This is a genomic window from Coprococcus intestinalis, from assembly GCF_023656595.1.
Lineage (GTDB): Bacteria > Bacillota > Clostridia > Lachnospirales > Lachnospiraceae > Coprococcus_A > Coprococcus_A intestinihominis.
This window is the reverse complement of record NZ_JAMOKJ010000002.1, coordinates 60,757-84,050: the sequence shown is the minus strand read 5'-3', so window position 1 is coordinate 84,050 and position 23,294 is coordinate 60,757. Positions and strand designations below refer to the sequence as shown.

General features: G+C 44.7%; 18 protein-coding genes. 2 read left to right on the top strand and 16 right to left on the bottom strand.

Annotated features, from left to right (window positions below):
• Positions 1-37 precede the first annotated feature (37 nt).
• The gene (locus tag NBH03_RS01790; protein WP_227081655.1) at positions 38-979 is read left to right on the top strand and encodes a diacylglycerol/lipid kinase family protein; all 942 of its coding nucleotides are present in this window, start codon (positions 38-40) and stop codon (positions 977-979) included.
• A gap of 127 nt (positions 980-1,106) precedes the next feature.
• Here NBH03_RS01790 and NBH03_RS01785 read toward each other — a convergent pair whose 3' ends face one another.
• From NBH03_RS01785 to NBH03_RS01730, 12 genes are all read right to left on the bottom strand, one after another.
• The gene (locus NBH03_RS01785; protein WP_250796523.1) at positions 1,107-2,462 is read right to left on the bottom strand and encodes a sodium-dependent transporter; all 1,356 of its coding nucleotides are present in this window, start codon (positions 2,460-2,462) and stop codon (positions 1,107-1,109) included.
• A 98-nt stretch (positions 2,463-2,560) separates the two neighbouring features.
• On the bottom strand, positions 2,561-3,850 hold the full coding sequence (locus NBH03_RS01780) for an O-acetylhomoserine aminocarboxypropyltransferase/cysteine synthase family protein (protein WP_015514618.1): 1,290 nt from the start codon (positions 3,848-3,850) through the stop codon (positions 2,561-2,563).
• Between the two features lie 75 nt (positions 3,851-3,925).
• Entirely contained in the window at positions 3,926-5,422 is a 1,497-nt protein-coding gene (locus tag NBH03_RS01775) for a carboxypeptidase M32 (protein WP_250796520.1), read from the bottom strand.
• Between the two features lie 93 nt (positions 5,423-5,515).
• On the bottom strand, positions 5,516-6,397 hold the full coding sequence (locus NBH03_RS01770) for an MBL fold metallo-hydrolase (protein ID WP_117538993.1): 882 nt from the start codon (positions 6,395-6,397) through the stop codon (positions 5,516-5,518).
• A gap of 58 nt (positions 6,398-6,455) precedes the next feature.
• Positions 6,456-7,076 (bottom strand): NUDIX hydrolase, encoded by a 621-nt coding sequence (locus NBH03_RS01765; RefSeq protein ID WP_250796518.1) that lies wholly within the window; start codon positions 7,074-7,076, stop codon positions 6,456-6,458.
• A gap of 132 nt (positions 7,077-7,208) precedes the next feature.
• Positions 7,209-9,107, bottom strand: a complete 1,899-nt coding sequence (locus tag NBH03_RS01760; protein WP_250796517.1) for an ABC transporter ATP-binding protein — start codon at positions 9,105-9,107, stop codon at positions 7,209-7,211.
• Positions 9,100-10,851 (bottom strand): ABC transporter ATP-binding protein, encoded by a 1,752-nt coding sequence (locus NBH03_RS01755; protein WP_250796508.1) that lies wholly within the window; start codon positions 10,849-10,851, stop codon positions 9,100-9,102. Before NBH03_RS01755 ends, NBH03_RS01760 begins: the two co-directional genes overlap by 8 nt.
• Positions 10,852-10,906: 55 nt before the next feature.
• Complete coding sequence (locus NBH03_RS01750; protein ID WP_015514624.1) at positions 10,907-11,362, bottom strand: MarR family winged helix-turn-helix transcriptional regulator; 456 nt, start codon at positions 11,360-11,362, stop codon at positions 10,907-10,909.
• A gap of 168 nt (positions 11,363-11,530) precedes the next feature.
• On the bottom strand, positions 11,531-12,325 hold the full coding sequence (locus NBH03_RS01745; protein WP_015514625.1) for an ABC transporter ATP-binding protein: 795 nt from the start codon (positions 12,323-12,325) through the stop codon (positions 11,531-11,533).
• A gap of 2 nt (positions 12,326-12,327) precedes the next feature.
• Positions 12,328-13,245, bottom strand: coding sequence for an ABC transporter permease (locus tag NBH03_RS01740; RefSeq protein ID WP_015514626.1), 918 nt, complete (start codon positions 13,243-13,245; stop codon positions 12,328-12,330).
• A gap of 113 nt (positions 13,246-13,358) precedes the next feature.
• Positions 13,359-14,426, bottom strand: a complete 1,068-nt coding sequence (locus tag NBH03_RS01735) for an ABC transporter substrate-binding protein (RefSeq protein ID WP_250796505.1) — start codon at positions 14,424-14,426, stop codon at positions 13,359-13,361.
• Between the two features lie 831 nt (positions 14,427-15,257).
• Positions 15,258-16,460: an AI-2E family transporter gene (locus NBH03_RS01730; RefSeq protein ID WP_250796499.1), complete on the bottom strand. Its 1,203-nt coding sequence runs from the start codon at positions 16,458-16,460 to the stop codon at positions 15,258-15,260.
• A 546-nt stretch (positions 16,461-17,006) separates the two neighbouring features.
• On the opposite strand from NBH03_RS01730, the gene NBH03_RS01725 reads away from it, so the two are divergent.
• Positions 17,007-17,789, top strand: coding sequence for a ZIP family metal transporter (locus NBH03_RS01725; RefSeq protein ID WP_250796496.1), 783 nt, complete (start codon positions 17,007-17,009; stop codon positions 17,787-17,789).
• A 10-nt stretch (positions 17,790-17,799) separates the two neighbouring features.
• On the opposite strand, the gene NBH03_RS01720 is transcribed toward NBH03_RS01725, so the two are convergent.
• The 4 genes from NBH03_RS01720 to NBH03_RS01705 all read right to left on the bottom strand — a co-directional run bounded on the left by NBH03_RS01720 (position 17,800) and on the right by NBH03_RS01705 (position 23,293).
• On the bottom strand, positions 17,800-18,732 hold the full coding sequence (locus NBH03_RS01720) for an AEC family transporter (protein WP_250796494.1): 933 nt from the start codon (positions 18,730-18,732) through the stop codon (positions 17,800-17,802).
• A gap of 212 nt (positions 18,733-18,944) precedes the next feature.
• The gene (locus NBH03_RS01715) at positions 18,945-20,033 is read right to left on the bottom strand and encodes an NAD(P)H-dependent flavin oxidoreductase (protein ID WP_250796490.1); all 1,089 of its coding nucleotides are present in this window, start codon (positions 20,031-20,033) and stop codon (positions 18,945-18,947) included.
• Positions 20,030-21,796: an acetyl-CoA carboxylase, carboxyltransferase subunit beta gene (gene accD / locus NBH03_RS01710; protein ID WP_250796484.1), complete on the bottom strand. Its 1,767-nt coding sequence runs from the start codon at positions 21,794-21,796 to the stop codon at positions 20,030-20,032. The genes NBH03_RS01715 and accD overlap by 4 nt, the downstream gene beginning before the upstream one ends.
• Before the next feature lie 123 nt (positions 21,797-21,919).
• Positions 21,920-23,293 (bottom strand): acetyl-CoA carboxylase biotin carboxylase subunit, encoded by a 1,374-nt coding sequence (locus NBH03_RS01705; protein WP_250796479.1) that lies wholly within the window; start codon positions 23,291-23,293, stop codon positions 21,920-21,922.
• Position 23,294 lies beyond the last annotated feature (1 nt).

The following is a 23,294-nucleotide window of genomic DNA, read 5'->3' as shown; positions in this document are numbered from 1 at the left end:
CATATAAGTTCATCAATGAATGGATTCGAGGGATATAATGATTTATTTTATCGTGAATATTACAGCCAGAACCGGCAAAAGCCGTGCCATCTGGATGGAAATGAAAGAAATATTAGAAAATCGAAGCATAAAATACAAGGCTTTTCAGACCAGATACGCCGGTCATGCCACCGATCTGGCACGGAAGATTTCTTCTCTTCCCGAGGACAGGATTTATCTGATCACCGTGGGCGGTGACGGCACTTTAAACGAAGTGATTAACGGAATCACCGATTTTTCACGCATTGTACTGGGTATTCTTCCTATTGGTTCCGGCAATGATTTTGCCAGAGGCATGGGTATTTCCAAAGACACGCTGTCCAATCTGGAACAAATGCTGGATTTGATTGAATCAGCCTCAGAAGGCACTGCCATTGACCTGGGTGAAGTCTCCTGCGAAGCATTGGATACACCGAAATATTTTGCCATCAGCTCCGGTGCCGGCCTGGATGCTATTGTCTGCAAGAAGGCGCTGCATTCCAGGCTTAAGAAGTTTCTGAACCAACTGCATCTCGGGAAGCTGACCTATCTTCTGCTGACAATTGAGTCTTTGTTCTCCATGACCACCTGCGATGCCGACATTATTTTTAATCATGGTGAAGCAATGCATGTCAGCCATATGATCTTTTCCGCCGGTATGAATCTGCGGGTCGAAGGCGGCGGTGTACCTATGGCACCGGATGCTGTCCCTGATGATGGGATGCTGTGCCTTGCCATGGCCCACGATGTACCCAAATGGCTGACATTTTTCCTGCTGCCATTTCTCGTTGCAGGCAAGCAGAAATATATCAGCGTCTTTGACTGCATTCCATTTAAAGAATGCACGCTGCATCTTTCCAGTCCCCTGACCGTTCATGCGGATGGTGAATACTGCGGTGAAAATACAACCATTACATACAAATGCCTCCCGGGAAAACTGCATTTTCTGAAAATATCGTAGCTGCTGAATTTCACAGCCACCAAACATTTTCAAAATTTACAGTGTCCCGAGAGGCACTTTTCTTTTTATAAATGCTGCATCAGCAATGGCACATCTCTCATCTGGCAGATGCACCGACACAGAATTTCTATATCAGTCCCTGAATTAAGATAATCAGGATCAGGATCGGCAGCAATGTCATAAAATACCACTTCAATTTGCCCGACATTTTCATGCCTTTTCCCCGATTCACTTCTTCAAGATAGTTGTCAAATCCCCATCCGCATCTGCTCACACAGAACAATAAGTAGACCAGTGAACCACCCGGCAGCAAAATATTGCTGACAAGAAAATCCTCTGTATCCAAAACATCTCTTCCCCCGATCAAATGCAGGTCGCTCCAGATATTATAGCCGAATACACAAGGCAGACTGGCGATCAGAATAAGAATTCCATTAAAAAGAACGGCCTTTTTACGGCTCCAGCCAAAGTTGTCAATGCATCCTGCGATCAGGTTCTCAAATACAGCAATGACCGTCGAAAAGCTGGCAAAGGTCATAAACAGGAAAAATAATGTTCCCCACAGACGGCCGCCCGCCATATTCACAAAGACATTCGGCAATGTCACAAAGATCAGTGACGGACCTGCATCCGGTTGAATCCCAAATGAGAAACATGCCGGGAAAATAATCAGACCTGACATCAATGCAACAAAGGTATCAAGTCCGCAAATTCTCACAGATTCTCCGGTGAGGGTTCTGCCGTTTGGCATATAACTGCCGAAAATCTCCATGGCACCGATACCAAGACTCAGGGTGAAGAAAGCCTGATTCATGGCTTCTGTGATCACTTTGCCGATTCCTACATCCGCTGCACGCTTAAAATCCGGCAAAAGATAAAAACGCAAACCTTCGCCGGAACCCGGAAGCACCAGGCTGTGTACTGCCAGCACGATGATCAGTACAAGGAGGGCTGACATCATGATCTTGGAAATTCTCTCAAGACCATTCTGCAGACCAAAACTGCAAACAACAAATCCTGCAACGACTGTAATCGCCATGAATACTGCCATTTCAACAGGATTTGCCAACAGGTTTGAAAAAGCACCGCCTACAGCATCGGCATCCATTCCGCTTTTGAAACTGCCGGTTATGAATTTGACAAAGTAACTCAGCATCCATCCTGAAACGGTTGTATAATACATCATCAACAGCACGCAGCCGATCATACAAAACCAACCGTGAATATGCCATTTCTGGCCATCTTTCTCCAGTGCTTTATAGGCCTGGACTGCACTCTTCTTACCTGCACGTCCTACTGCCAATTCCATCGTCAAAACCGGCACACCCATGCAAAGCAGGAATATCAGGTAAAACAAGACGAAAACACCACCGCCGTTTTGTCCTGCCACATATGGGAAGCGCCACACATTGCCAATACCGATGGCACAGCCCGCGCTTACCAGAATAAATCCCAATCGGGACTGAAAATTTTCTCTATTCATACTTCTATTTTCCCTAAATAAACAGCATAAGAGCTGCCTCTGAATCGTAATATGGTTATTCATCAGGGCAGCTCCTGCCTCTTTCTCTCTAACTACTCTTATTCTTCAATCTGAGCCAGTGCCTGCGCAAGGTCTGCGATGAGGTCTTCTTTATCCTCAAGACCGCATGAAATACGCACAAGGCCTGCCGGTACACCTGCTGCCGCTAACTGCTCATCACTCATCTGACGATGCGTGGATGTTGCAGGATTCAGACAGCATGTTCTGGCATCAGCCACATGTGTCTCAATAGCTGCCAGTTTCAGATGCTTCATAAATGTCTCTGCTGCTTTACGTCCGCCCTTTAACTCAAAGGAAACAACACCACAGCCGCCCTTTGGCATATACTTCATAGCACGTTCGTGGTATTTATCACTCTCAAGACCCGGATAATTCACATAAGCCACCTGCGGCTGCTTCTCAAGGAATTCGGCCACAGCCTGACCATTCTCCACATGACGCGGCATACGCACATGCAGGGATTCCAAACCGAGATTCAGGATAAATGCATGCTGCGGAGACTGGATGCATCCAAGATCTCTCATGAGCTGTGCTGTACACTTTGTGATAAAAGCGCCCTCTTTGCCGAACTTCTCAGCATAGGTGATGCCATGATAAGAATCATCCGGTGTACAAAGTCCCGGGAACTTCTCAGCATTGGCCATCCAGTCAAAATTACCGCTGTCAACAATAGCACCGCCCACAGCTGCACCATGGCCGTCCATGTACTTCGTCGTGGAATGTGTTACAATATCTGCGCCCCATTCAATCGGACGGCAGTTGACCGGTGTCGGAAATGTATTGTCCACGATCAGCGGCACATGATGGGCATGGGCTGCCTTCGCAAACTTCTCAATATCAAGAACAGTCAGTGCCGGGTTGGCGATGGTTTCGCCGAAAACAGCCTTTGTATTCTCTTTGAATGCCGCATTCAGCTCTTCTTCTGTGCAATCCGGAGAAACAAATGTTGCTTCAATGCCCATCTTCGCCATTGTCACGGAAATCAGATTGAATGTACCGCCGTAAATGGATGAAGATGATACGATATGATCACCCGCCTGACAGATATTGAACAGGGCAAAGAAGTTGGCTGCCTGTCCTGAAGATGTCAGCATTGCTGCTGTACCGCCTTCCATGTCTGCAATCTTGGCTGCAACATAATCATTGGTCGGATTCTGAAGCCTTGTGTAAAAATAACCGGATGCCTCCAAATCAAATAACTTACCCATGTCTTCACTTGTATCGTACTTGAAAGTGGTGGACTGTACAATCGGGATCTGTCTCGGTTCACCATTGCCAGGTCTGTAGCCTGACTGAACACATTTTGTATTCATTTTGTAATCACTCATACTTATACCTACCTTTTTCTAACAAAACATCCCTTTTATTGTATCACTTCCAATAGCAGACTACAATGAAAACCATTATAAATCATAAAGTTTGTTATATTTTTCTGTCAGATAATCCGTATAAACTGTCGGATCAAAATCACCGCAGGCATTCTTCACGATTTCACCCGGAGTCAGCAGGCTTCCATACTGATGGACCTTCTCTTTCAGCCATGCAGATACCCCTGTCAGTTTACCTGCACGTACTTCATCCCATACAGGGAAATCCTTTTCCATATTGCAAAGCATCTGCGCACCATAGGCACTGCCGAGGGCATAGGATGGAAAATACCCGAAAGAACCGCCGGACCAATGGGAATCCTGCAGACATCCTCTCCTGTCATCCGGCACATCCACACCAAGATATTCTTTATAAAGACGATTCCAAACCTCTGGAATATCCTTCACTTCAAGACTGCCGTCAATAAGCTGCTTCTCAATCTCGTAACGCACCATCACATGCAAAGAATAGGTAAGCTCATCAGCCTCTGTTCGAATCAATGATGGCTGTACTTTATTCACCGCACGGTACATCTGCTCTGCTGTCACATGCTTTAACTGTTCTGGGAAAAATTCCTGCATTTTCGGGAATATCGCTTTCACAAAAGGCAGTGACCGTCCGATAATATTCTCATAGAATCTGGACTGACTCTCATGAACCCCCATGGATACACCGCCGGTCAGACAGGTATATTGCAGGTCATCACGGATACCTAACTCATATTTGGCATGACCGCCCTCATGAATCACAGAATACATGGAATCCACCACATTATCCTCTTTGTAATTGGTTGTGATACGCACATCTTTATTATTAAATTCCAGCGTAAAAGGGTGCTCTGTCTCGCCGATGGTACAGTGATCTCTGTCCAGTTCCATCACTTCCATCAGATAGTCAGAAAACTTTCTCTGAATATCTACCGGATAATGCAGATGCAGAAAACTATCATCAATCTGTGGTTTCTCACCGATAGCATGAATAAGTGGTACCAGACGCTCCCGGACTGTCTCAAAAAATGTATCCAGAAAAGCCATATCCGCACCGCGTTCATATTCATCCAACAGTGCATCATATGGCTTTTTGCTGCTGTCATAATAACCCGCAAATTTTCGGTTATAGGCAACCAGTTTCTCCAATACCGGAGCAAAAAGTGTAAAATCACTGCTCTCCTTTGCCCTGTGCCACACATCACTGGCTTCATTCGTCAGCATAGCATAATCCATATATTCATCCGCCGGAATTCTGGACAGACGGTCATAACTTCTCTTCAATTCTTCCACCTGTCTCTGCTCCACAAAAGACAGATTCTCCTTCTGATCCGCCAAAAACGCCAGTAATTCTCCTGTTTCCGGTGCTGTCATCAACTTCTGGCTCTCTCCTGCCAAAATACCAAGGGCCACACCTCTGCCCTCTGAAGTATCCTTCGGTGCCACTGTCACACTATCCAGATACAAAGACGATGATGCTGTCTGATAAGCATATAACTTCTTCTGAAGCAGGCCAAGCTGCTCTAATGCACTTTTTAACTCCATGTTCTGCAGACTCCTTTTAATATATTTTATTTTTGATTTCTAACTGTAAATCCTTCATATTCCTTCATCCAGCCTTGCAAATAGCTGTTTGCCTTATTTCGTAAACTTCGAGTGGCTCAGGAAATTCTCACTCTTGATGGTTTTCAGCATAGATTCCGCATTCAGATCAAAGGCTTTCTGCGGCCATCCGCCCTTCTTCTCCGGTCTCCAGAACACCGCTTCCATGGCTTTTAACTGCTCTTCCGGTGTCTCATTATCTCTGATAATCTCCAGAATCCTGCTCTTCGCAGCAGTCAGACCATCTTCAAACCACTGCCACAATTCCGGTGTTGCCTCACCCACTTCTCCGTGATGGGTCAGCCATAACTTCTTTGCCCCGCTGTTTCTGCAACTGTCAATACTCTTCATCGCTTCTTCACAGCTGACAAGGAACTGCGGCATATAATCATCCTCCGTATTGATGCTGCCGATGGTTTCGGAAGCCAGAAGATCATGGCCATCGATCAGATACGACAGACAATCCTTTGTATGTCCAACGGTCTTAATTGACTGCACACAGACATCTCCCACATTAATCGTTTCGCCGCCGATCAGCATCTGATCCAACTGTATCGCGCGTGTCGAATAGTCATCTGGCAGTGCCGTGCCGTTTAACTGTGCAGCACTGGCTGAAAGTTCACGAATCAGCCGCTTAGCCGACAACTTTGAAAAGACGCGCCCGGCATAGGCTGCACCAAATACCATGGCATCCGGCCAATACTTCTTGATCACCGGCAAAGCTCCTGCATGGTCATAATGGGAATGGGTCAGAAAAACTGCATCAATCGGTCTGTCCCCGATAATCTCTTTAATCTTTTCAACCGTTTTCTCCCCATACCAGGCCATACCCGGATCAAATAATACAGTATTCCTCTCACCCACCGCCAGATGACAGGAACCCAATATCTCATCATTTAAATAATAAAACTGACTCATTTCTAGTATCCCCTTTTATCAATATTTTTATCAACAACTATTCAGTCATATTGATTCATCATTTGTCTTTCATTTCTACAAATCCCAGCGGATCTCCCTCTGACTTCAGGAAATGCAGCAGCATATACGCACACATCATAGCGACATTCTCTTCTTTTAAAATACGGCGCACCTCTTTTTTATCTGCCAGCACAACCTGAATATCCTCTGAGCTTTCCTCAAACCGGTTATCCGGCACGCCGGAAGCATAGCCATAGACCATTCCGCAGGCTTCATCCGTCATACCGACTGTTGTAAATCTCGGCTTAGTATACATATCATCCGCCGGAATCACCTTAAGATGCAATCCTGTCTCCTCATGAAACTCTCTCACAGCAGCATCCGTCATTGCCTCTCCAGTCTCCACAAGGCCTGCCGGAAACTCATAGACATAATCCCCCAGTGGATAACGATACTGTTTCACCAACACGACATGATCTCTTTGTTCACCGTAAACACTGTAAATACTCACGCCATCCGGGTCATTCCTATGCGTCACTGCCTTCAGATCATCTTCCGACTTCGCACGAGAAGCCACATAATACTCCGATGCTTCGCCATTACGGTGACGCACATTCATACAAAACAAATTCAGAAAACGATGGTGGGTTTCCTGAATAATTTTCGTTATTCTATCCATATAAACCTCCCAAAAATCAACACACCATAATCATAGCATAAAAAGAACGGATAGTCAGCCAAATATCACACAAAGCTACTATCCATTCTAAAACCAATAAATATTTTACATTTTATCTGTACGAAAATTTTTTTATTCTAATTCAAACGCTCCCGTATACAACTGATAATACTTACCCTTCTCAGCAATCAGTTTTTCATGGTTGCCTCGCTCGATGATCCGTCCATGCTCAAGTACCATAATCACATCGGAGTTCTTGACTGTTGACAGTCGATGGGCAATAACGAAAACTGTACGGCCGTGCATCAGGGCATCCATACCCTTCTGAACGATGGCTTCTGTTCTCGTATCGATGGAGGATGTTGCCTCATCCAGAATCATAACCGGAGGATCAGCAACGGCTGCTCTCGCAATAGAGATCAGCTGACGCTGTCCCTGGGAAAGTCCGCTTCCATCACCCTCAAGAACTGTCTGATAGCCATTCGGCAGCATTCGGATAAAGCCGTCTGCGTTGGCCAGCTTTGCCGCAGCAATACATTCTTCATCTGTGGCATCCAGCTTGCCATATCGGATATTGTCCATGACCGTACCAGTAAAGAGGTTGACATCCTGAAGAACGACACCCATGGAACGGCGCAGATCGTCTTTCTTAATCTTTGTAATGTTGATGCCGTCGTAGCGGATTTTGCCGTCCGCAATATCATAGAAACGGTTGATCAGGTTCGTGATGGTTGTCTTGCCGGCACCGGTAGCACCGACGAAAGCCACCTTCTGACCCGGTTCTGCATAGAGGTTAATATCATGAAGCACCAGCTTATTTTCTTCATAACCAAAGTCCACATGTTCCATGACGACATCACCTTTTAATTCCTCATACGTCAGTGTACCGTCGCTGTGAGGATGCTTCCATGCCCAGAGACCTGTTCGTTCTTTGCATTCTACAAGCTCACCATTTTCACGCTTCGCATTGACAAGGGTTACATAACCATGATCTTCTTCCGGTTCTTCATCCAGCAATTCAAAAATTCGTGTTGCACCGGCCAAGGCCATGATCACCGCATTCAACTGCTGGGAAACCTGTGCAATCGGATTGATAAAGCTCTTTGACATCGTCAGGAAGGACGCAATTGTACCAAGTGTCATCGCACCGGCACCTGTCAGACTGATGTTCGTCACACCTGCAATCGCAAGACTTCCGCCGACTATTGCCAGCAACACATAAAGAATATTGCCCATATTGCCCATGATCGGCATCAGGATATTGGCATAAGTATTGGCCGTTGTCATGCTGTCACAAAGCTCCTGATTTTTCTTATCAAAAACAGCCTTGGCTTCTTCTTCATGGCAGAATACCTTGACAACCTTCTGGCCATTGATCATTTCTTCAATATAGCCATTGACATCACCGATATTCTGCTGCTGTTTAATAAAGTAGACACTGCTCTTTCCGGCAATGGATTTCACAACTTTTAATATGAGGAAAAGAAAAACAACGATAAACAATGTCATCCATACACTCAGATACAACATTGAGACAAACACGGCAACAATTGTAACACAGGAAGACAACAGCTGCGGCAAACTCTGAGAAAGCATCTGACGCAGGGCATCTGTATCATTGGTATAATGACTCATGACATCGCCATGTGTATGCGTATCAAAATATTTAATCGGCAATGTCTGCATATGTGCAAACATATCATCTCGGATCTTCTTTAAAATACCCTGGGAAATAACGGCCATTGTTCTGTTATAGATCAGACTGGCCAGAATACCGATCACATAAATGCATGCCATCTGTATAATGGCTCGGAATAACGCATCAAATACAGGATTGGCTTCGAGAAGAAGCGGGGAAATGTAATCATCAATCAATCTCTGAATAAACAGGGAAGACATGACATTGGCGATCGCACTGAGCAAAATGCAGATAACAACCACTATGACACGTGTTTTATAAACACTCAGATAGCCCAGAAGCCGCTTTAATGTATTCGGGTTCACCTGTGGTCTTGACGGTTTCTTATTCATTGTCATCTCCTCCTTTCTTCTGTGATTCATATACTTCGCGATAAATATCAGAGGACTGCATCAATTCTTCATGACGACCGATTGCTTTGATCTCGCCCTCATCCAGAACAATAATCTGATCTGCATCCTCAACAGAAGCGACACGCTGTGCAATAATAATCTTTGTCGTATCCGGAATCTCCTCTGCAAACGCTTTGCGGATCGCTGCATCCGTTTTCGTATCCACCGCACTTGTAGAGTCATCAAGAATCAGGATCTTCGGCTTCTTTAGAAGTGCTCTTGCAATACAAAGTCGCTGTTTCTGACCACCGGATACATTCGTACCACCCTGCTCAATATACGTATCATATTTGTCAGGAAAAGTCTGGACAAATTCATCTGCACAGGCCAGACGGCAGACACGCTGAATTTCCTCATCTGTGGCATTCTTATCACCCCAGCGAAGATTTTCTTTAATCGTTCCTGAAAAAAGAACATTTTTCTGAAGAACCATCGCTACTTCATTACGAAGGCTTTCAATATCATAATCCCGGACATCCACATCACCCACAAGGACGCGTCCCTCTGTGACGTCGTACAGTCGCGGAATTAACTGAACAAGACTTGATTTTGATGATCCCGTGCCACCGATTACACCAATCGTCTGACCTGAGCGGATATTTAAGTTCACATGATTTAATACCGGCTTATCTGCCTTTTTATTATAAGAAAAAACAACATTTTCAAACTGAATGTCACCATTTTTCACTTCACAAACCGGATTCTTTGGATTCTTCAGTGTACTTTCTTCCGAAAGGACTTCACAGACACGCTCAGCCGATGATCTTGCCATGATAATCATGACAAATACCATAGAAAGCATCATCAGACTCATAAGAATCTGCATCGTATAAGTGAAAAGACTCATAAACTCACCGGTAGAAAGTCCAAGTGCTTCATCACCGCCGCAGGCCACAATCGCTCTGGCACCCAACCAGCAGATCAGCAACATACATGTATAAACAGCCAACTGCATGAGAGGCATATTAAAGGCCAGAATCTGCTCCGCCTTTACAAAATTCCTGTAAATATTATCGGAAACCTTGTCAAACTTTCCGACCTCATGATCTTCACGGGTAAAGGATTTCACGACGCGAATACCATACAGATTCTCCTGAACAATCGCATTCAGACGGTCATACGTCTTAAACACCCGCTCAAAAATCGGATGCACTTTCATGATAATCGCATACAGGCCAATACCGAGAATCGGCACAGTGATCACATAAATTAATGACAACTGCGCATCAATTTTGAAAGCCGCAAGCAGTGCACAGACAAGCATGATCGGGCTTCTGACTGCAATTCGGATAATCATCTGGAAAGCCATCTGAATATTGGTAATATCTGTCGTCATACGTGTGACAAGACTGGCAGTCGAAAACTTATCAATATTGGCAAAGGAAAACTCCTGTACCTTATAATAGATATCCTGGCGCAGGTTCTTTGCAAAACCAGATGAAGCCTGTGCCGCAAACTTTCCTGAAATCGCACCGCAAAACAATGAAATCATCGCCACAGCAAGCAAAATCAGTCCATACTTCCATATAACGCCCATATCTCCCTGATCGATACCTTCATCGATCAGTTTTGCCATGATCAGTGGAATCATAATCTCAAAAAAGACTTCCAACGCCACTGTCACAGGAGACATGATCGTCTGTTTCTTGTATTGCCGGATACTTCCGGCCAGCGTTTTAATCATACAAATAATCCTCCTATCTCTATCTAGCTAGCCGCATCTGTCAAATAAGGACGGCTTATTCTTCTAACATGTTATCTGCAACTCTCTTCAATAAATGCATCAGGGTATGAAACTCTTCATCCGACAGCCCGTCCCTGATCCTGTTTTCAAGCTCTATTCTCTCCACCGCTGCATTGGCATTGATCTCTCGTCCTTCCTCAGTCAGAACAAGCCGCTTCAATCTGGCATCACTGGAGACACTTTCCCTCCTAAGCAGTCCTTTGCTCTCCATGCCCTTTAACACTTTGGAAACCGTTGACCTGGTCACACAAAATTTTTCTTCTATATCCTTCTGATAAATCTCTTCATTCTCATGGTCTGCCAGGTATCCGAGAATCCAGCCATTGGATCCTGTAATCTTATGAACCTTACTCATATAGACATTACTATCGGCCTTTCTGCGGATCATCGTCGCTGTACGAAGAATCAGCAGACCTAACTCTTCCCTGCATGGCAGGTCCTTTCTGCACATGACATAGCTCCTTTCTGAATGTCTTTGTTCTGTATGCATTTTGTTTCCGTCGAAACTGTTGCATATCAAACTGTTTTACGTTCAACATTATACAGCGATTGTTTTTTAATGTCAATACACCTGTGAAATGAATTTAAAAAAGGAAGGGAATTTCTCCCCTCCTCATCTTTAATTCAGCAATATTCTGTCATTATCAAATTCTTCTTTTTTCTTCTCTGAATACATATCCAGCAGATCAGAAACTGTCATATGCTTCCGCTCTTCTTCTTTAATGTCAAAGATAATCGCACCGGAATCCAGCATAATGGTTCGGCTGCCTGTTGTCAGTGCCTGCCCCATATTGTGGGTGATCATCAGAGTCGTCAGATTGCGCTCATGGACAATATCATTAGTTATGGCCATCACCTTCTCAGCTGTGGCCGGATCCAGAGCCGCCGTATGTTCATCCAGAAGCAGCAGCTTCGGTGTCACAATGGTACTCATCAACAATGTAACTACCTGTCTCTGTCCACCGGATAAAAGTCCGATCTTCGTAGCCATACGGTCTTCCAGTCCCATATCAAAACGCTTCAGTGCTTCACAAAACATCTCACGGTCTTTCTTTGTAATAGCAAATCTGAAAAGACCTTTCGTGTTCTTGGAATAAGCCAGTGCCAGATTCTCTTCAATGGTCAGATTCGGTGCGGTTCCTTTCATCGGATCCTGAAACAGACGTCCGATGGAAGCCGACCGCTGATGTTCCGGCAAATAGGAAATATTCTTCCCATCCAGAATCACACTGCCTTCATCCAGAAGAAAATTACCGCAAATAGCATTAAATAATGTTGATTTACCGGCACCATTGGAACCGAGAATCGTCACAAATTCCCCCTCTTTCAGGGACAGATTCAGATGATCCAGTGCCTTATGTTCATTTGGTGTGCCTTTTGCAAAGGTCTTTGATGCATTGATCACTTCCAGCATATCTATCTTCCTCCATCACTTTCTCTCATCCCCTGTCGCTTCAGCTTATCATTCGCCATTTTGGTCTTGATAGCCGGAACAGCCAACGCAACGGTTACAATAATTGCCGAAATCAATTTCAGCATGTACGCCGGGAACATATCGGATTTTGTTGCCAGGGCAATAATATAGCGGTACACAATGGAACCCACAATGGCTGAAATAAACCCGATCATCAGACTTCTGTGGCCAAAGAAAGCTTCGCCGATAATCACAGAAGCCAAACCGACAACAAGAATACCGACACCGGAATTGATGTCTGCAAAGCTCTGATACTGAGCGATCAGACCGCCGCAAAACGCGATGCAGGCATTGCTGATTGCCAGTGCGATCATCTTCACGGCATCCACATTAATTGAGGAAGCACGGACCATATCGGCATTATCTCCAGTGGCACGAATGGAAAGTCCAAGAGATGTCTTGAAAAATACCGTCAGTAAAACAGTGACAATCACAACTGCCGCAATGGCAACAAATAATTTGACAGCATCCTTCGACATAAAAGGAAAGACCTTCAAAAACAGTGTGAAAACAGTATCGTTATTGAGCAGTGTCACATTGGACGCACCGCCCATCACGAACAGATTAATCGAATACAATCCACTCATTGTCAGGATGCCTGCCAGAACCGGATGAATATCCAATTTCGTCTGAAGAAATCCTGTCACGCTGCCGGCCAATGCGCCTGCGATAAGTGCACCCACAAGTCCAAGCAGCGGATGGCCCGCAGCCGTCAATATCGAGGATGCTGCCAGACCGAAAGTAAAGCTGCCTTCCGTTGTCAGATCGGGAATATTCAAGATTCTAAAACTGATATAGATGCCAAGCACCATAATACTGTAAAGAAAACCAAGCTGCAAAGAGCCAATCAATAAAGTCATACTTTTCTACGTCCTTTTCATTTTTGTTCTTTTCTTGCGTTTACCCCCTGCATATGCAGAGGGTAAACACTATTTCTTCTATATCATATATCATATAAAATTACTTTGCAATCCTACTTTGCATCATCTACAAAAGTTGCTGTACTCTGTACATCTTCCGGTAAAGTAATGCCAAGTGCCTCAAGTGTCTGGTTGTTGATAACTGTTGCGGATGCCGGAACAACGACTGCAGGAATATCTGCAACTGCTGTGCCTTCAAGAATCTGTACTGCCATATCTGCGCTCATACCACCAATGCCTTTATCGCTGATAGCAACTGTTGCAAATGCACCAGATTCAACGGTTGTTGCTGAACTGCAGTATACTGGGATCTTGGCATCTCTTGCTACTTCTGATACAAGTGTCATGCTGGCCTGAATGACAGAATCATTCGGAACAAACATGGCATCAACGCTGCCAACCAGTGACTGAGCAGCCTGCTGAACTTCTGAAGAGTTCGTCACTGTTGCTTCTTTATAAGAAAGACCATTAGCATCACAGTATTCCTTGGCTGCTTCGATTGTATTCACAGAATTAACTTCGCTTGTGCAGTACAGGAAACCAAATGTCTTGCAGTCCGGTGTCAGCTGATTGTTCAGTGCGAAAATATCAGAAACAGGAATTGCATTGGATGTACCTGTTGCATTCTTGTCCGGGTGATCCATATCTGTGATAACGCCTGCTGCTACAGGTGCTGAAACAGCGATAAATACAACCGGTGTATCGGTCTCAAGATTGACCATTGCCTGTGTGGCCGGTGTAGCAATTGTACAAACCAGATCATAATCGCTGTCTGCCATAGACTGGGCAATTGTCTGAAGGTTGGTTGCATCACCCTGTGCACACTTGTAATCCACTGTCAGTTTATCTTCTGTATAGCCTTTTGCCTGAAGTTCTTCAATAAAGCCTTCACGCATGTCGTTAAATGCGCCATTCTCAATCAACTGGATGATACCTACTGTATAACTGCCATCGGCCTTCGCGCCTTCGGAATCAAGCGCCTCTGATGCTTCAGATGCTGCCTCGGAAACGGCTGCTTCTGTCGTCGCCGCCTTCGTCTCCTGTGTGGAAGAAGAACCACAACCTGCCAGTGTCATTGCTGTCATCGCCAAAATACATACTGCTGATAATAACTTTTTCATGAAAATTACCTCTCTTTCAATCTTTCCTTAAAATACAGGCTTTTCTATGAGGAGTTTGCTTCACAGTCAGAACACACAGATTGTTTTATCTGCAAATCATTTGCAGTTGGCGCCTCGGGAAAAGTTCCCATAAAACAAAAAAATCCGCCCTATACAAAGGACAGATATATCTGCGGTACCACCTTTATTGATTATAAAATCCACTCATCATGAAAATGCCAACACATTCTCTACCGTTAACGCCGGTCTACGTCCTCAGATACTCCGCATCATATTCAATGCCTTTCCCCTGGCCCTCAACGGTCCATTTGCTCACCAGCGTCTCCACAGGTTCTCAGCTCCTCCTGCTCTCTGTACGGTGCTTATGTGAACGTTATCTCCGTCTCAAAAGTTTGATTTAATTTTAGCATATAATTTCAGAATGTCAACCCTATTTTTGATAAATTATCACTTTAAACGGATAAACTTTTGTATCAAATTCGAGTCAGCTTTGCAGCCTCATAGCCCTCTTTCTTTGAAATTTTCTGATGACATCGCAGTGTCTCCACATACTGATCACAGACTTTCCGTCTCGGATTCAGATAATCTCCGGCGCTCTGAAGAAATCGGATTCCTGCATATTCTCACCTTCCAGCAGATGCTTCGGCAGAATCGCCATCGTCATGTAATCTAAACGCATGAATGATTATCTGCCATCAATCCTTTTTATATTCGGTGATATCATTCCCATAACACATCCTCAATATATTCCATCCAATCTAATAATTCCTGCATATACCAACGCCCCTTTTCTTTTAATTTTATCAGAAAAGGGACGTGTTCACAATTTATTTACTCATGCGTTTGTCGTGTTTCCTCCACCGTATATTCCTCAATTTCTGTCTTTGTCACCTGTTTGATATGCTTCTTTTTCAGACGCAGATATACGAATTCCCGAAAAATAGTATAAAACACGGACAACAGCGGAATAAAAACAAGCATACCTACAATTCCCATAAGGTTTCCACCGATCGTAACTGCTGCAAGAACCCAGATTGACGGAAGCCCTACCGATTCACCCACAACATGAGGATAGATCAGATTTCCCTCAATCTGCTGCAGCACCAGAAATACTATAATGAATAAAATCGCCTGTTCCGGACTTACCATAAAAATCAAAAAGCTTCCCACTGCACATCCGATGAAAGCCCCGAAAATTGGGATCAATGCGGTAAACGCAATCAAAATCCCGATCAAAAGTGCATATGGCATCCTCAAAATACTCAATATAACAACAAACATACAGCCGAGGATCACGGCTTCCAGACACTGACCTGCAAGAAAATTTGCAAATGTCCGATAAGTCAGAGAACAGACTTTAAGAAAAGCATCTGCTTTTTTCCTTGGAAGAAAAGCGAAAATTACTTTTCGGATCTGCACGTGCAGCTTCTCCTTCTGAAAAAGAACATAACAGGCAAATGAAAATGCAATAAAAAAGGTTGCCAATCCACTGACTATGGAACCCAATGCTGACATTGTGGTATTCATCATATTTCCTGCACCGTTTCCAAGAAAGCTTATCCCCCACTTGATTGCCTGATCCGAATTAAACTGTACCTGATCTACCAGCTTCATGACTTCCTGGTTATTATGGGAAAATTCCCGGATCCAGCTTTGCATCTGCGGAATAAAATCAGCGATGCTCACCATCAGGGTTCCCACTGTCCGCGTAAGCTGCGGGATCACGCCAAACATTACCAATACGATCACGCCAACCGCAAATACAATCGTAAGGAGCAGGCTTATCGGTCTTGCCAATTTTACGACTATCTTATTTTCTTTTTTTACTCTTCCAAAAATTTTCTTTTCCAAAAAGCTCATTGGCACGTTGATCACAAATGCGATCGCTCCGCCAAGTACAAAGGGAAATAGAATTCCCCATATTGCTTTCAGCACATCGAGCACCACATCAAATTTCCACAGGGCGACCACAAGAAGTGCTGTAAACACAATAAGCTCCCGGATTTTTTTTATAGCAATTTTACTTAAATCCACTGTCTTTCTCCTCTTTTCTTAATTTGTTGAATCATTACATAAAATACTGTAATCCCAAAGACGTCTTTGTGCCAGATCTGCCACATCAATTGCAGCTGCTGTGCTCCTTTGCCATCTTCTGTGTTCCGAAAGAAAGAACAATTGTCACAATAGAGCTTAACGCTTGCCTCCTTTTTTGCAAATATTCACCAACTGTAATTTTTTTATGCAATAAAGGATTTTTATTGATAAGATAAAAAAAGAAACCCTTATTGCATAACAAAAATGCAATAAAAGTCTCACCATTTCCCTGCAGCGCCGGATGTTTCCAACGTACTGACGACACTGCAAACGCAGATTCCCAAACGTAGGTTACTCTCCTTTATCAGATTTAATAATATAACAGAATCGGTATCTCTGTCAAGGAGAAAATCGATACTGCTTGTCAATTCGTTAAAACCGTGCTATAGTATTTTTATAGTTAGCTGTAACTAATCAGCATTATTTTGAGCAATTACACATACAACTATCTATATATTTCATACTCAAGGATTGGAGGTCTGATATATGAATCTGAATATATTTTATGGTATTTTAATTCCTTTTCTCGGCACATCCATCGGTGCCGCCTGCGTATTCTTCATGAAGAATACGTTAAGTGACAAAATTCAACGGGCATTAACCGGTTTTGCCGCTGGTGTTATGGTGGCTGCATCCGTATGGAGCCTGATCATTCCTGCCATTGAACAATCCGCATCCATGGGAAAGCTGTCTTTTCTTCCCGCGGCCATCGGTTTCTGGATCGGCATCCTGTTTCTGCTTCTCTTAGATCACATCATTCCCCACCTACATCAGAACAGCAATCAGGCTGAGGGACCGAAAAGCAAACTTCAGCGCACAACCATGATGGTACTGGCTGTGACGCTGCACAATATCCCGGAGGGTATGGCCGTGGGCGTAGTCTATGCCGGTTATCTCTCAGACAGCACAACCATCACCGCCGCCGGTGCACTGGCATTATCCCTTGGCATCGCTATCCAGAATTTTCCGGAAGGCGCCATCATATCCATGCCCCTTCGCGCCGAAGGTATGAAGAAAAGCAAAGCCTTTGTGGGCGGTGTCCTCTCCGGTATCGTGGAACCTGTCGGCGGCATTTTGACAATTCTGGCTGCCCATTATATTCTTCCGGCCCTGCCTTATCTGCTGAGTTTCGCCGCCGGCGCTATGCTCTATGTTGTCGTGGAAGAGCTGATCCCCGAAATGTCCCAGGGACGTCACTCTGATGTGGGCACCCTGTGTTTTGCTGTCGGATTCAGTCTGATGATGATACTGGACGTGTCTCTCGGATAAAAATTTTTCGTTAACAGAAAATTTCAAATACAAGAATCATCAACGGCATACTGATGATTGAAAAAAGTGTGGTCAGCACATAAAACAGGCTGGCCTCTGCACTGTTCTTATCATAAAGCTGTGCCATGGAAGTAACTGTTGCACAGGCCGGTGTGACACATGCAAGAAAGACAATCAGCAGCAGATTCTTTCCGTCCGCGATCCAATCTGTCAAATCTAGCACTTTGAACACAATAAGTACGACAAGAGGATAGATAAACAATCTGAGTAAAACGGCCAAATAATTTCTTTTTTCCATGAATATTTTTTTGAATGGAATTTCAGAAATTGCCATACCTGCCAATAGCATACCGATTGGCCCGATCATTTCTGCCAGCATATCAATGGTTCCGCCAATCACATCCGGCAATTCAATCTTTGTAACAAACAGAAATGCACCGATACAAATCGCCACAATGTTGGCATTCCAAAATATTTTCTTTAAGGAAAGCCTTTCCTCACTGCACATTTTATGCCTGCCGTGTGTCCAGATCAGAATCATCTGTACAGCCAGAAAACTGCAGGAATAAATAACATACTCTGTGCCAAGAAGTGCTTTGACCAACGGAACAACCAAAATACCACCGTTTGTATAAACCGTAGTCAGCTCTTCAACCATATCCAGATGCAACGGTTTTCTTAAAAATGCCGTGAGGATAAGAAAAACAATATGGGCGATCACTGCTGCTACAACCGTAAAAATCAATCCCTTCAGTACCTCCGGCGTATATTCAATCTGAAATGAATTGACGATCATACAGGGAAGCACCAGATACACAAGCAGGACGGAAATACTCTTACTGTCGGAAACCTTCAGCAGACCGATCTTGACCATGATGAAACCGATCATAAGGATAATAAATAATTTTACAATTTGTTCTGTTAAAATGAGACTTACAGTCATAAAATCCACTCTCCTATTCTATAATAAAAAGCAAGTCAGCACACGCCGCTTGCCCCTTCATAGACTTTTCTCTTTTTTGTGAAGTAGATTATAGTCCCTTAAATTTTGTTTGTCAATACATCGTACAAAAATGTCACTTATTATTTTTAGTACAATTTATTCACCTGATGAAAAATTGATATAGTTCTTCAACTTTTCATCAGGATTCCTTTTTAAATCGACAGTAAGTCACCGATCACTTCTTCCACTGTCTCTATCTTCTCAGCCCGCCAAGCATCAGCACCGCAGAATAATAGTGCTTCATCAGTTTCACCCTTTGCCGCATGGAGCAGAGACTCCGTAATGCAATAAGGAATTTCCGAAGGCTTGCAGCCCTTCATGCAGAGCAGGCACTTCTTCGGTGATATCCTTTCACCGGCCATCACCCGCTCCATAAAAGGATTCATAATGGCCCTGCCCGGCATCCCCACAGGACTTTTCACAATCTGAATATCTTCTTTATTTGCCCGGATATAAGCTTCTTTGTAACGGATATCTGCATCACATTCTTCTGTCGTTACAAAACGCGTCGCAACCTGAATGCCATCCACTCCAAGGCTAAAAGCATGCTTTGCCGCTGCTCTGTCATAAATGCCGCCGGCCAGTACGACCGGAATTGAACAACCGTATTTTTCACCATATTTTCTGACAACAGCCATGATCTTTTTCACTTCATCATCATAACTTTTTTCGGTATATTCTTTATCATCATATTCAGCATATTCTTCCAACTGTTCACGACTAAAACCGAGATGCCCACCGGCTTTCGGTCCCTCGATCACCACAAGATCCGCTGTACGATGGTATTTTCTGTCCCAGTATTTCAGGATAACCGCCGCCGAACGTTCTGTTGATACAATCGGTGCAATCTTTGTCTGACTTGCTGCTGCCAGTCCCGGCAGATCAAGGGGCAGTCCCGCACCTGAGATGATCAGATCCGCACCGGCTTCCACTGCCGCCCGGACATGTCCCTCATAATCTCTTAATGCAGTCATGATATTAAAACCGATGATTCCCGTCGGTGCAATTTTCCTTGCTTTAGCCAGTTCTTTGCCGATGGCCCTTCGGCAGGCTTCCGCCGGATGTTCTTCAAAATCCGGCTCCCGAAAACCAATCTGGGCCGTCGAGATCACACCGACGCCTCCGGCTTTCGCCACTGCACCCGCCAGCCCTGACAGACTAATGCCGATGCCCATGCCGCCCTGAATGATGGGCTTTTTGACTGTCAGATCACCAATTTTTAATTCTGGATATGTCATCATAATGCCCTGAACCTCCGATATCTCATCTCTGCAATCTCATCCCCTGTCATTGCCAGCTGTTTTCTGAAAAATATTTTCATACATCTGTCCATTTTCAGTGTCAGTTCCGGCAGTGTCTCTATGGTGAGATCTTCCGGTTCTTCAAAAACACGCTCCACCATGCCATGTTTTTGAAGATCTGCCGCCGTCAGCCGCATCACAGCTGCCGCCTCCTTCGCTTTATGGCTATCCTTCCAGAGGATGCTTGCAAAGCCTTCCGGTGAGAGAATGGAGTAAATAGAATTTTCAAGCATCCACACTTCATCGGCCACTGCCATCGCAAGCGCACCGCCGCTGCCGCCTTCACCGATCACGATTGACAGAACCGGTGTCTTAAGACCGGATATTTCAAACAGATTGCGTGCAATGGCTTCTCCCTGCCCACGCTCCTCTGCTTCCATACCGCAGAAGGCACCCGGTGTATCGACAAAACAGATGACCGGTCGATGAAATTTTTCTGCCTGTTTCATTAAACGCAGGGCCTTTCTGTAGCCCTCCGGTGACGGCATAGCAAAATTGCGCAGAACATTCTCCCTTGTATTACGTCCCTTTTCCTGGGCGATCACCGTCACAGGCATCCCGTGGAATCTGGCGATACCGCCTACAATGGCCGGATCATCCCCAAAATACCTGTCACCATGCAGTTCTGTAAAGTCCGAAAATAAATCTTCTATATATTCTGTGCCGACCGGTCTTTCCTTCTTTCTGGAAGCCAGAACCCTGTCCCAGGCAGATTTCTTTTCATCTTTTTTTGCAATGGATAATTCTTCACTCATATTCAGATCCGGATTCTCAGATGACTCTGACACTTCCTTATAGTTTCTGAGTCTTTGCTCCGCCTCAGGATTTTTCTCATGCAGTGACAGAAGATGCTCCAGACGATTCTTCAGGTGTTCTCTTTCTACAATCTGATCAATAAAACCATGTTTTAAGAGGAATTCCGAACGCTGAAAACCCTTCGGCAGCTTTTGTCCGATGGTCTGCTCAATGACTCTTGGTCCCGCAAAACCGATGAGTGCATTCGGTTCTGCCAGAATAATATCCCCCAACATGGCAAAACTGGCTGTAACACCGCCGGTTGTGGGATTTGTAAGAACCGAGATATAGAGCTGTCCCGCATCATGATGTCTTTTTAAGGCGGCAGATGTTTTCGCCATCTGCATCAGAGAATGGATACCTTCCTGCATTCTGGCCCCGCCGGAGCAGGCAACAATGATCACCGGCACCTTTCGCTCTGTGGCTTTCTCAATGGCTCGTGTAAGCTTTTCACCAACAACTTTGCCCATGCTGGCCATCATAAAATGGCTGTCACACACGGCCAGTACCACTTCATGACCGCCAATCCTTGCAAGGCCTGTAGTCACCGCTTCATCAAGGCCTGTCTTCTCACGAAGAGCTTCAACTTTATCTTCATAGCCTTTGTAATGCAGCGGATTTCCGGATGTAAGGCCTGTATCCCATTCCTTGAAACTTTCCTCGTCTGCCAGCATCTCGATGCGGCGTCTTGCCGGTACACTAAAATAGTTGCCGCATTTCGGGCAAATATACTGATTGCCAATAATACTTTCTGCCAATACCACTGCTCTGCAGGCATTGCATTTGCGCATCAGCCCTTCAGGCACCTCCGGTGATGACTCCCCGGAGTTTTGAACATTGGCCTTCCTGTTTGTCAATGTAATGTAATTTTTCTGATTGGTCTTTTTAAACATATTTCCAAGCTTCATTGTTCATCCCTCCTGTCATTCTGTCATCCTGTCACTTCACCGGCTTTTTTCATTGCCCGTCATCAGCAATCGTTTTTTCGCTGCCTGGCATTATCAATATTTCCTGCCACGCTGCAAAACATTTTACGCTTCAGCTGCATAACGATGGTTCAGTAATTGTTCCTCTTTATCTGCAATAAATTCAATATCAAAATCACCGTTCTGATAATCCGGATCATTTAAAATCTCATATTGATAATCCACATTGGTATCAATGCCCTCAATAATCACTTCTCCCAGAGCGCTGCGCATCTTTGTGATGGCTTCATTTCTGTTTTTCGCAAATACGATCAATTTCGCCAGCATATTGTCATAGTACGGCGGTACTTCATAACCGCTGTAAATGGCTGAATCAATACGTATGCCTTTGCCGCCGGGGAGATACATATCTGTGATTTTTCCCGGACACGGCCGAAAACCTTTATAAGGATTTTCCGCATTAATACGACATTCAATGGCATGTCCCGTCAGCTTCACATCCTCCTGAGTATAGGACAGTTCCCGCCCGTCGGCAATACGGATCTGCTCTTTGATGAGGTCAATCCCTGTTACCCACTCTGTTACCGGATGCTCCACCTGAATACGGGTATTCATTTCCATAAAATAAAAACGGCCGGTTTTTTCAAGCAAAAACTCAATGGTTCCCGCATTGACATACCCTGCAGCCTTTGCCGCATTTACCGCCGCTTCCCCCATTTTCTGACGCAGTGCATCACTCATAATGGCACAAGGCGATTCTTCAATCAACTTCTGGTGATTTCTCTGGATGGAGCAGTCACGCTCTCCCAGATGGATCACATGACCATAACTATCCGCCAGAATCTGGAACTCGATATGTTTCGGATGCTCCACAAAGTGCTCCAGATACATAGTATTATCGCCAAAAGCTGCCATAGACTCCTTCTGGGCCGTCATAAAAGCATTTTCCAGTTCATCCTGATGATAAGCCACACGCATGCCTTTGCCGCCGCCACCAAGGGCCGCCTTGACAATGACCGGATACCCCACTTCTTCTGCAATGGCCAATGCTTCTTCTGCATGATACAAGGGTTCCTTGCTTCCCGGGATCACCGGTACCCCTGCCGCGATCATCGTATTTCTGGCATTGGATTTATTGCCGAGTTTGCGGATGACATCTGCGGTTGGTCCGATGAAAATAATATGACACTGCTCACATAAAGCTGCAAATCGATCATTTTCCGACAAAAATCCGAATCCCGGATGGATAGCGTCTGCACCGGATACAATGGTGGCACTGATGATCTGCTCCATATTCAGATAACTTTCAGAAGAAGGCGCCGGCCCGATACAGATGGCTTCATCCGCCAGCTGTGTATGAAGGGCTTCCCTGTCTGCTTCTGAATAAACAGCCACCGTTTCTATGCCCATTTCCCTACAGGCCCGGATGATACGCACCGCAATTTCTCCGCGATTGGCAATTAAAACTTTTCTGATCATC

Excerpts from the sequence above, each read along its gene's own strand:
- NBH03_RS01790 (WP_227081655.1), top strand. The coding sequence starts at position 38 with ATGATTTATTTTATCGTGAATATTACAGCCAGAACCGGCAAAAGCCGT.
- NBH03_RS01785 (WP_250796523.1), bottom strand. The coding sequence starts at position 2,462 with ATGAATAGAGAAAATTTTCAGTCCCGATTGGGATTTATTCTGGTAAGC.
- NBH03_RS01780 (WP_015514618.1), bottom strand. The coding sequence starts at position 3,850 with ATGAGTGATTACAAAATGAATACAAAATGTGTTCAGTCAGGCTACAGA.
- NBH03_RS01775 (WP_250796520.1), bottom strand. The coding sequence starts at position 5,422 with ATGGAGTTAAAAAGTGCATTAGAGCAGCTTGGCCTGCTTCAGAAGAAG.
- NBH03_RS01770 (WP_117538993.1), bottom strand. The coding sequence starts at position 6,397 with ATGAGTCAGTTTTATTATTTAAATGATGAGATATTGGGTTCCTGTCAT.
- NBH03_RS01765 (WP_250796518.1), bottom strand. The coding sequence starts at position 7,076 with ATGGATAGAATAACGAAAATTATTCAGGAAACCCACCATCGTTTTCTG.
- NBH03_RS01760 (WP_250796517.1), bottom strand. The coding sequence starts at position 9,107 with ATGAATAAGAAACCGTCAAGACCACAGGTGAACCCGAATACATTAAAG.
- NBH03_RS01755 (WP_250796508.1), bottom strand. The coding sequence starts at position 10,851 with ATGATTAAAACGCTGGCCGGAAGTATCCGGCAATACAAGAAACAGACG.
- NBH03_RS01750 (WP_015514624.1), bottom strand. The coding sequence starts at position 11,362 with ATGTGCAGAAAGGACCTGCCATGCAGGGAAGAGTTAGGTCTGCTGATT.
- NBH03_RS01745 (WP_015514625.1), bottom strand. The coding sequence starts at position 12,325 with ATGCTGGAAGTGATCAATGCATCAAAGACCTTTGCAAAAGGCACACCA.
- NBH03_RS01740 (WP_015514626.1), bottom strand. The coding sequence starts at position 13,245 with ATGACTTTATTGATTGGCTCTTTGCAGCTTGGTTTTCTTTACAGTATT.
- NBH03_RS01735 (WP_250796505.1), bottom strand. The coding sequence starts at position 14,426 with ATGAAAAAGTTATTATCAGCAGTATGTATTTTGGCGATGACAGCAATG.
- NBH03_RS01725 (WP_250796496.1), top strand. The coding sequence starts at position 17,007 with ATGAATCTGAATATATTTTATGGTATTTTAATTCCTTTTCTCGGCACA.
- NBH03_RS01720 (WP_250796494.1), bottom strand. The coding sequence starts at position 18,732 with ATGACTGTAAGTCTCATTTTAACAGAACAAATTGTAAAATTATTTATT.
- NBH03_RS01715 (WP_250796490.1), bottom strand. The coding sequence starts at position 20,033 with ATGATGACATATCCAGAATTAAAAATTGGTGATCTGACAGTCAAAAAG.
- accD (WP_250796484.1), bottom strand. The coding sequence starts at position 21,796 with ATGAAGCTTGGAAATATGTTTAAAAAGACCAATCAGAAAAATTACATT.
- NBH03_RS01705 (WP_250796479.1), bottom strand. The coding sequence starts at position 23,293 with ATGATCAGAAAAGTTTTAATTGCCAATCGCGGAGAAATTGCGGTGCGT.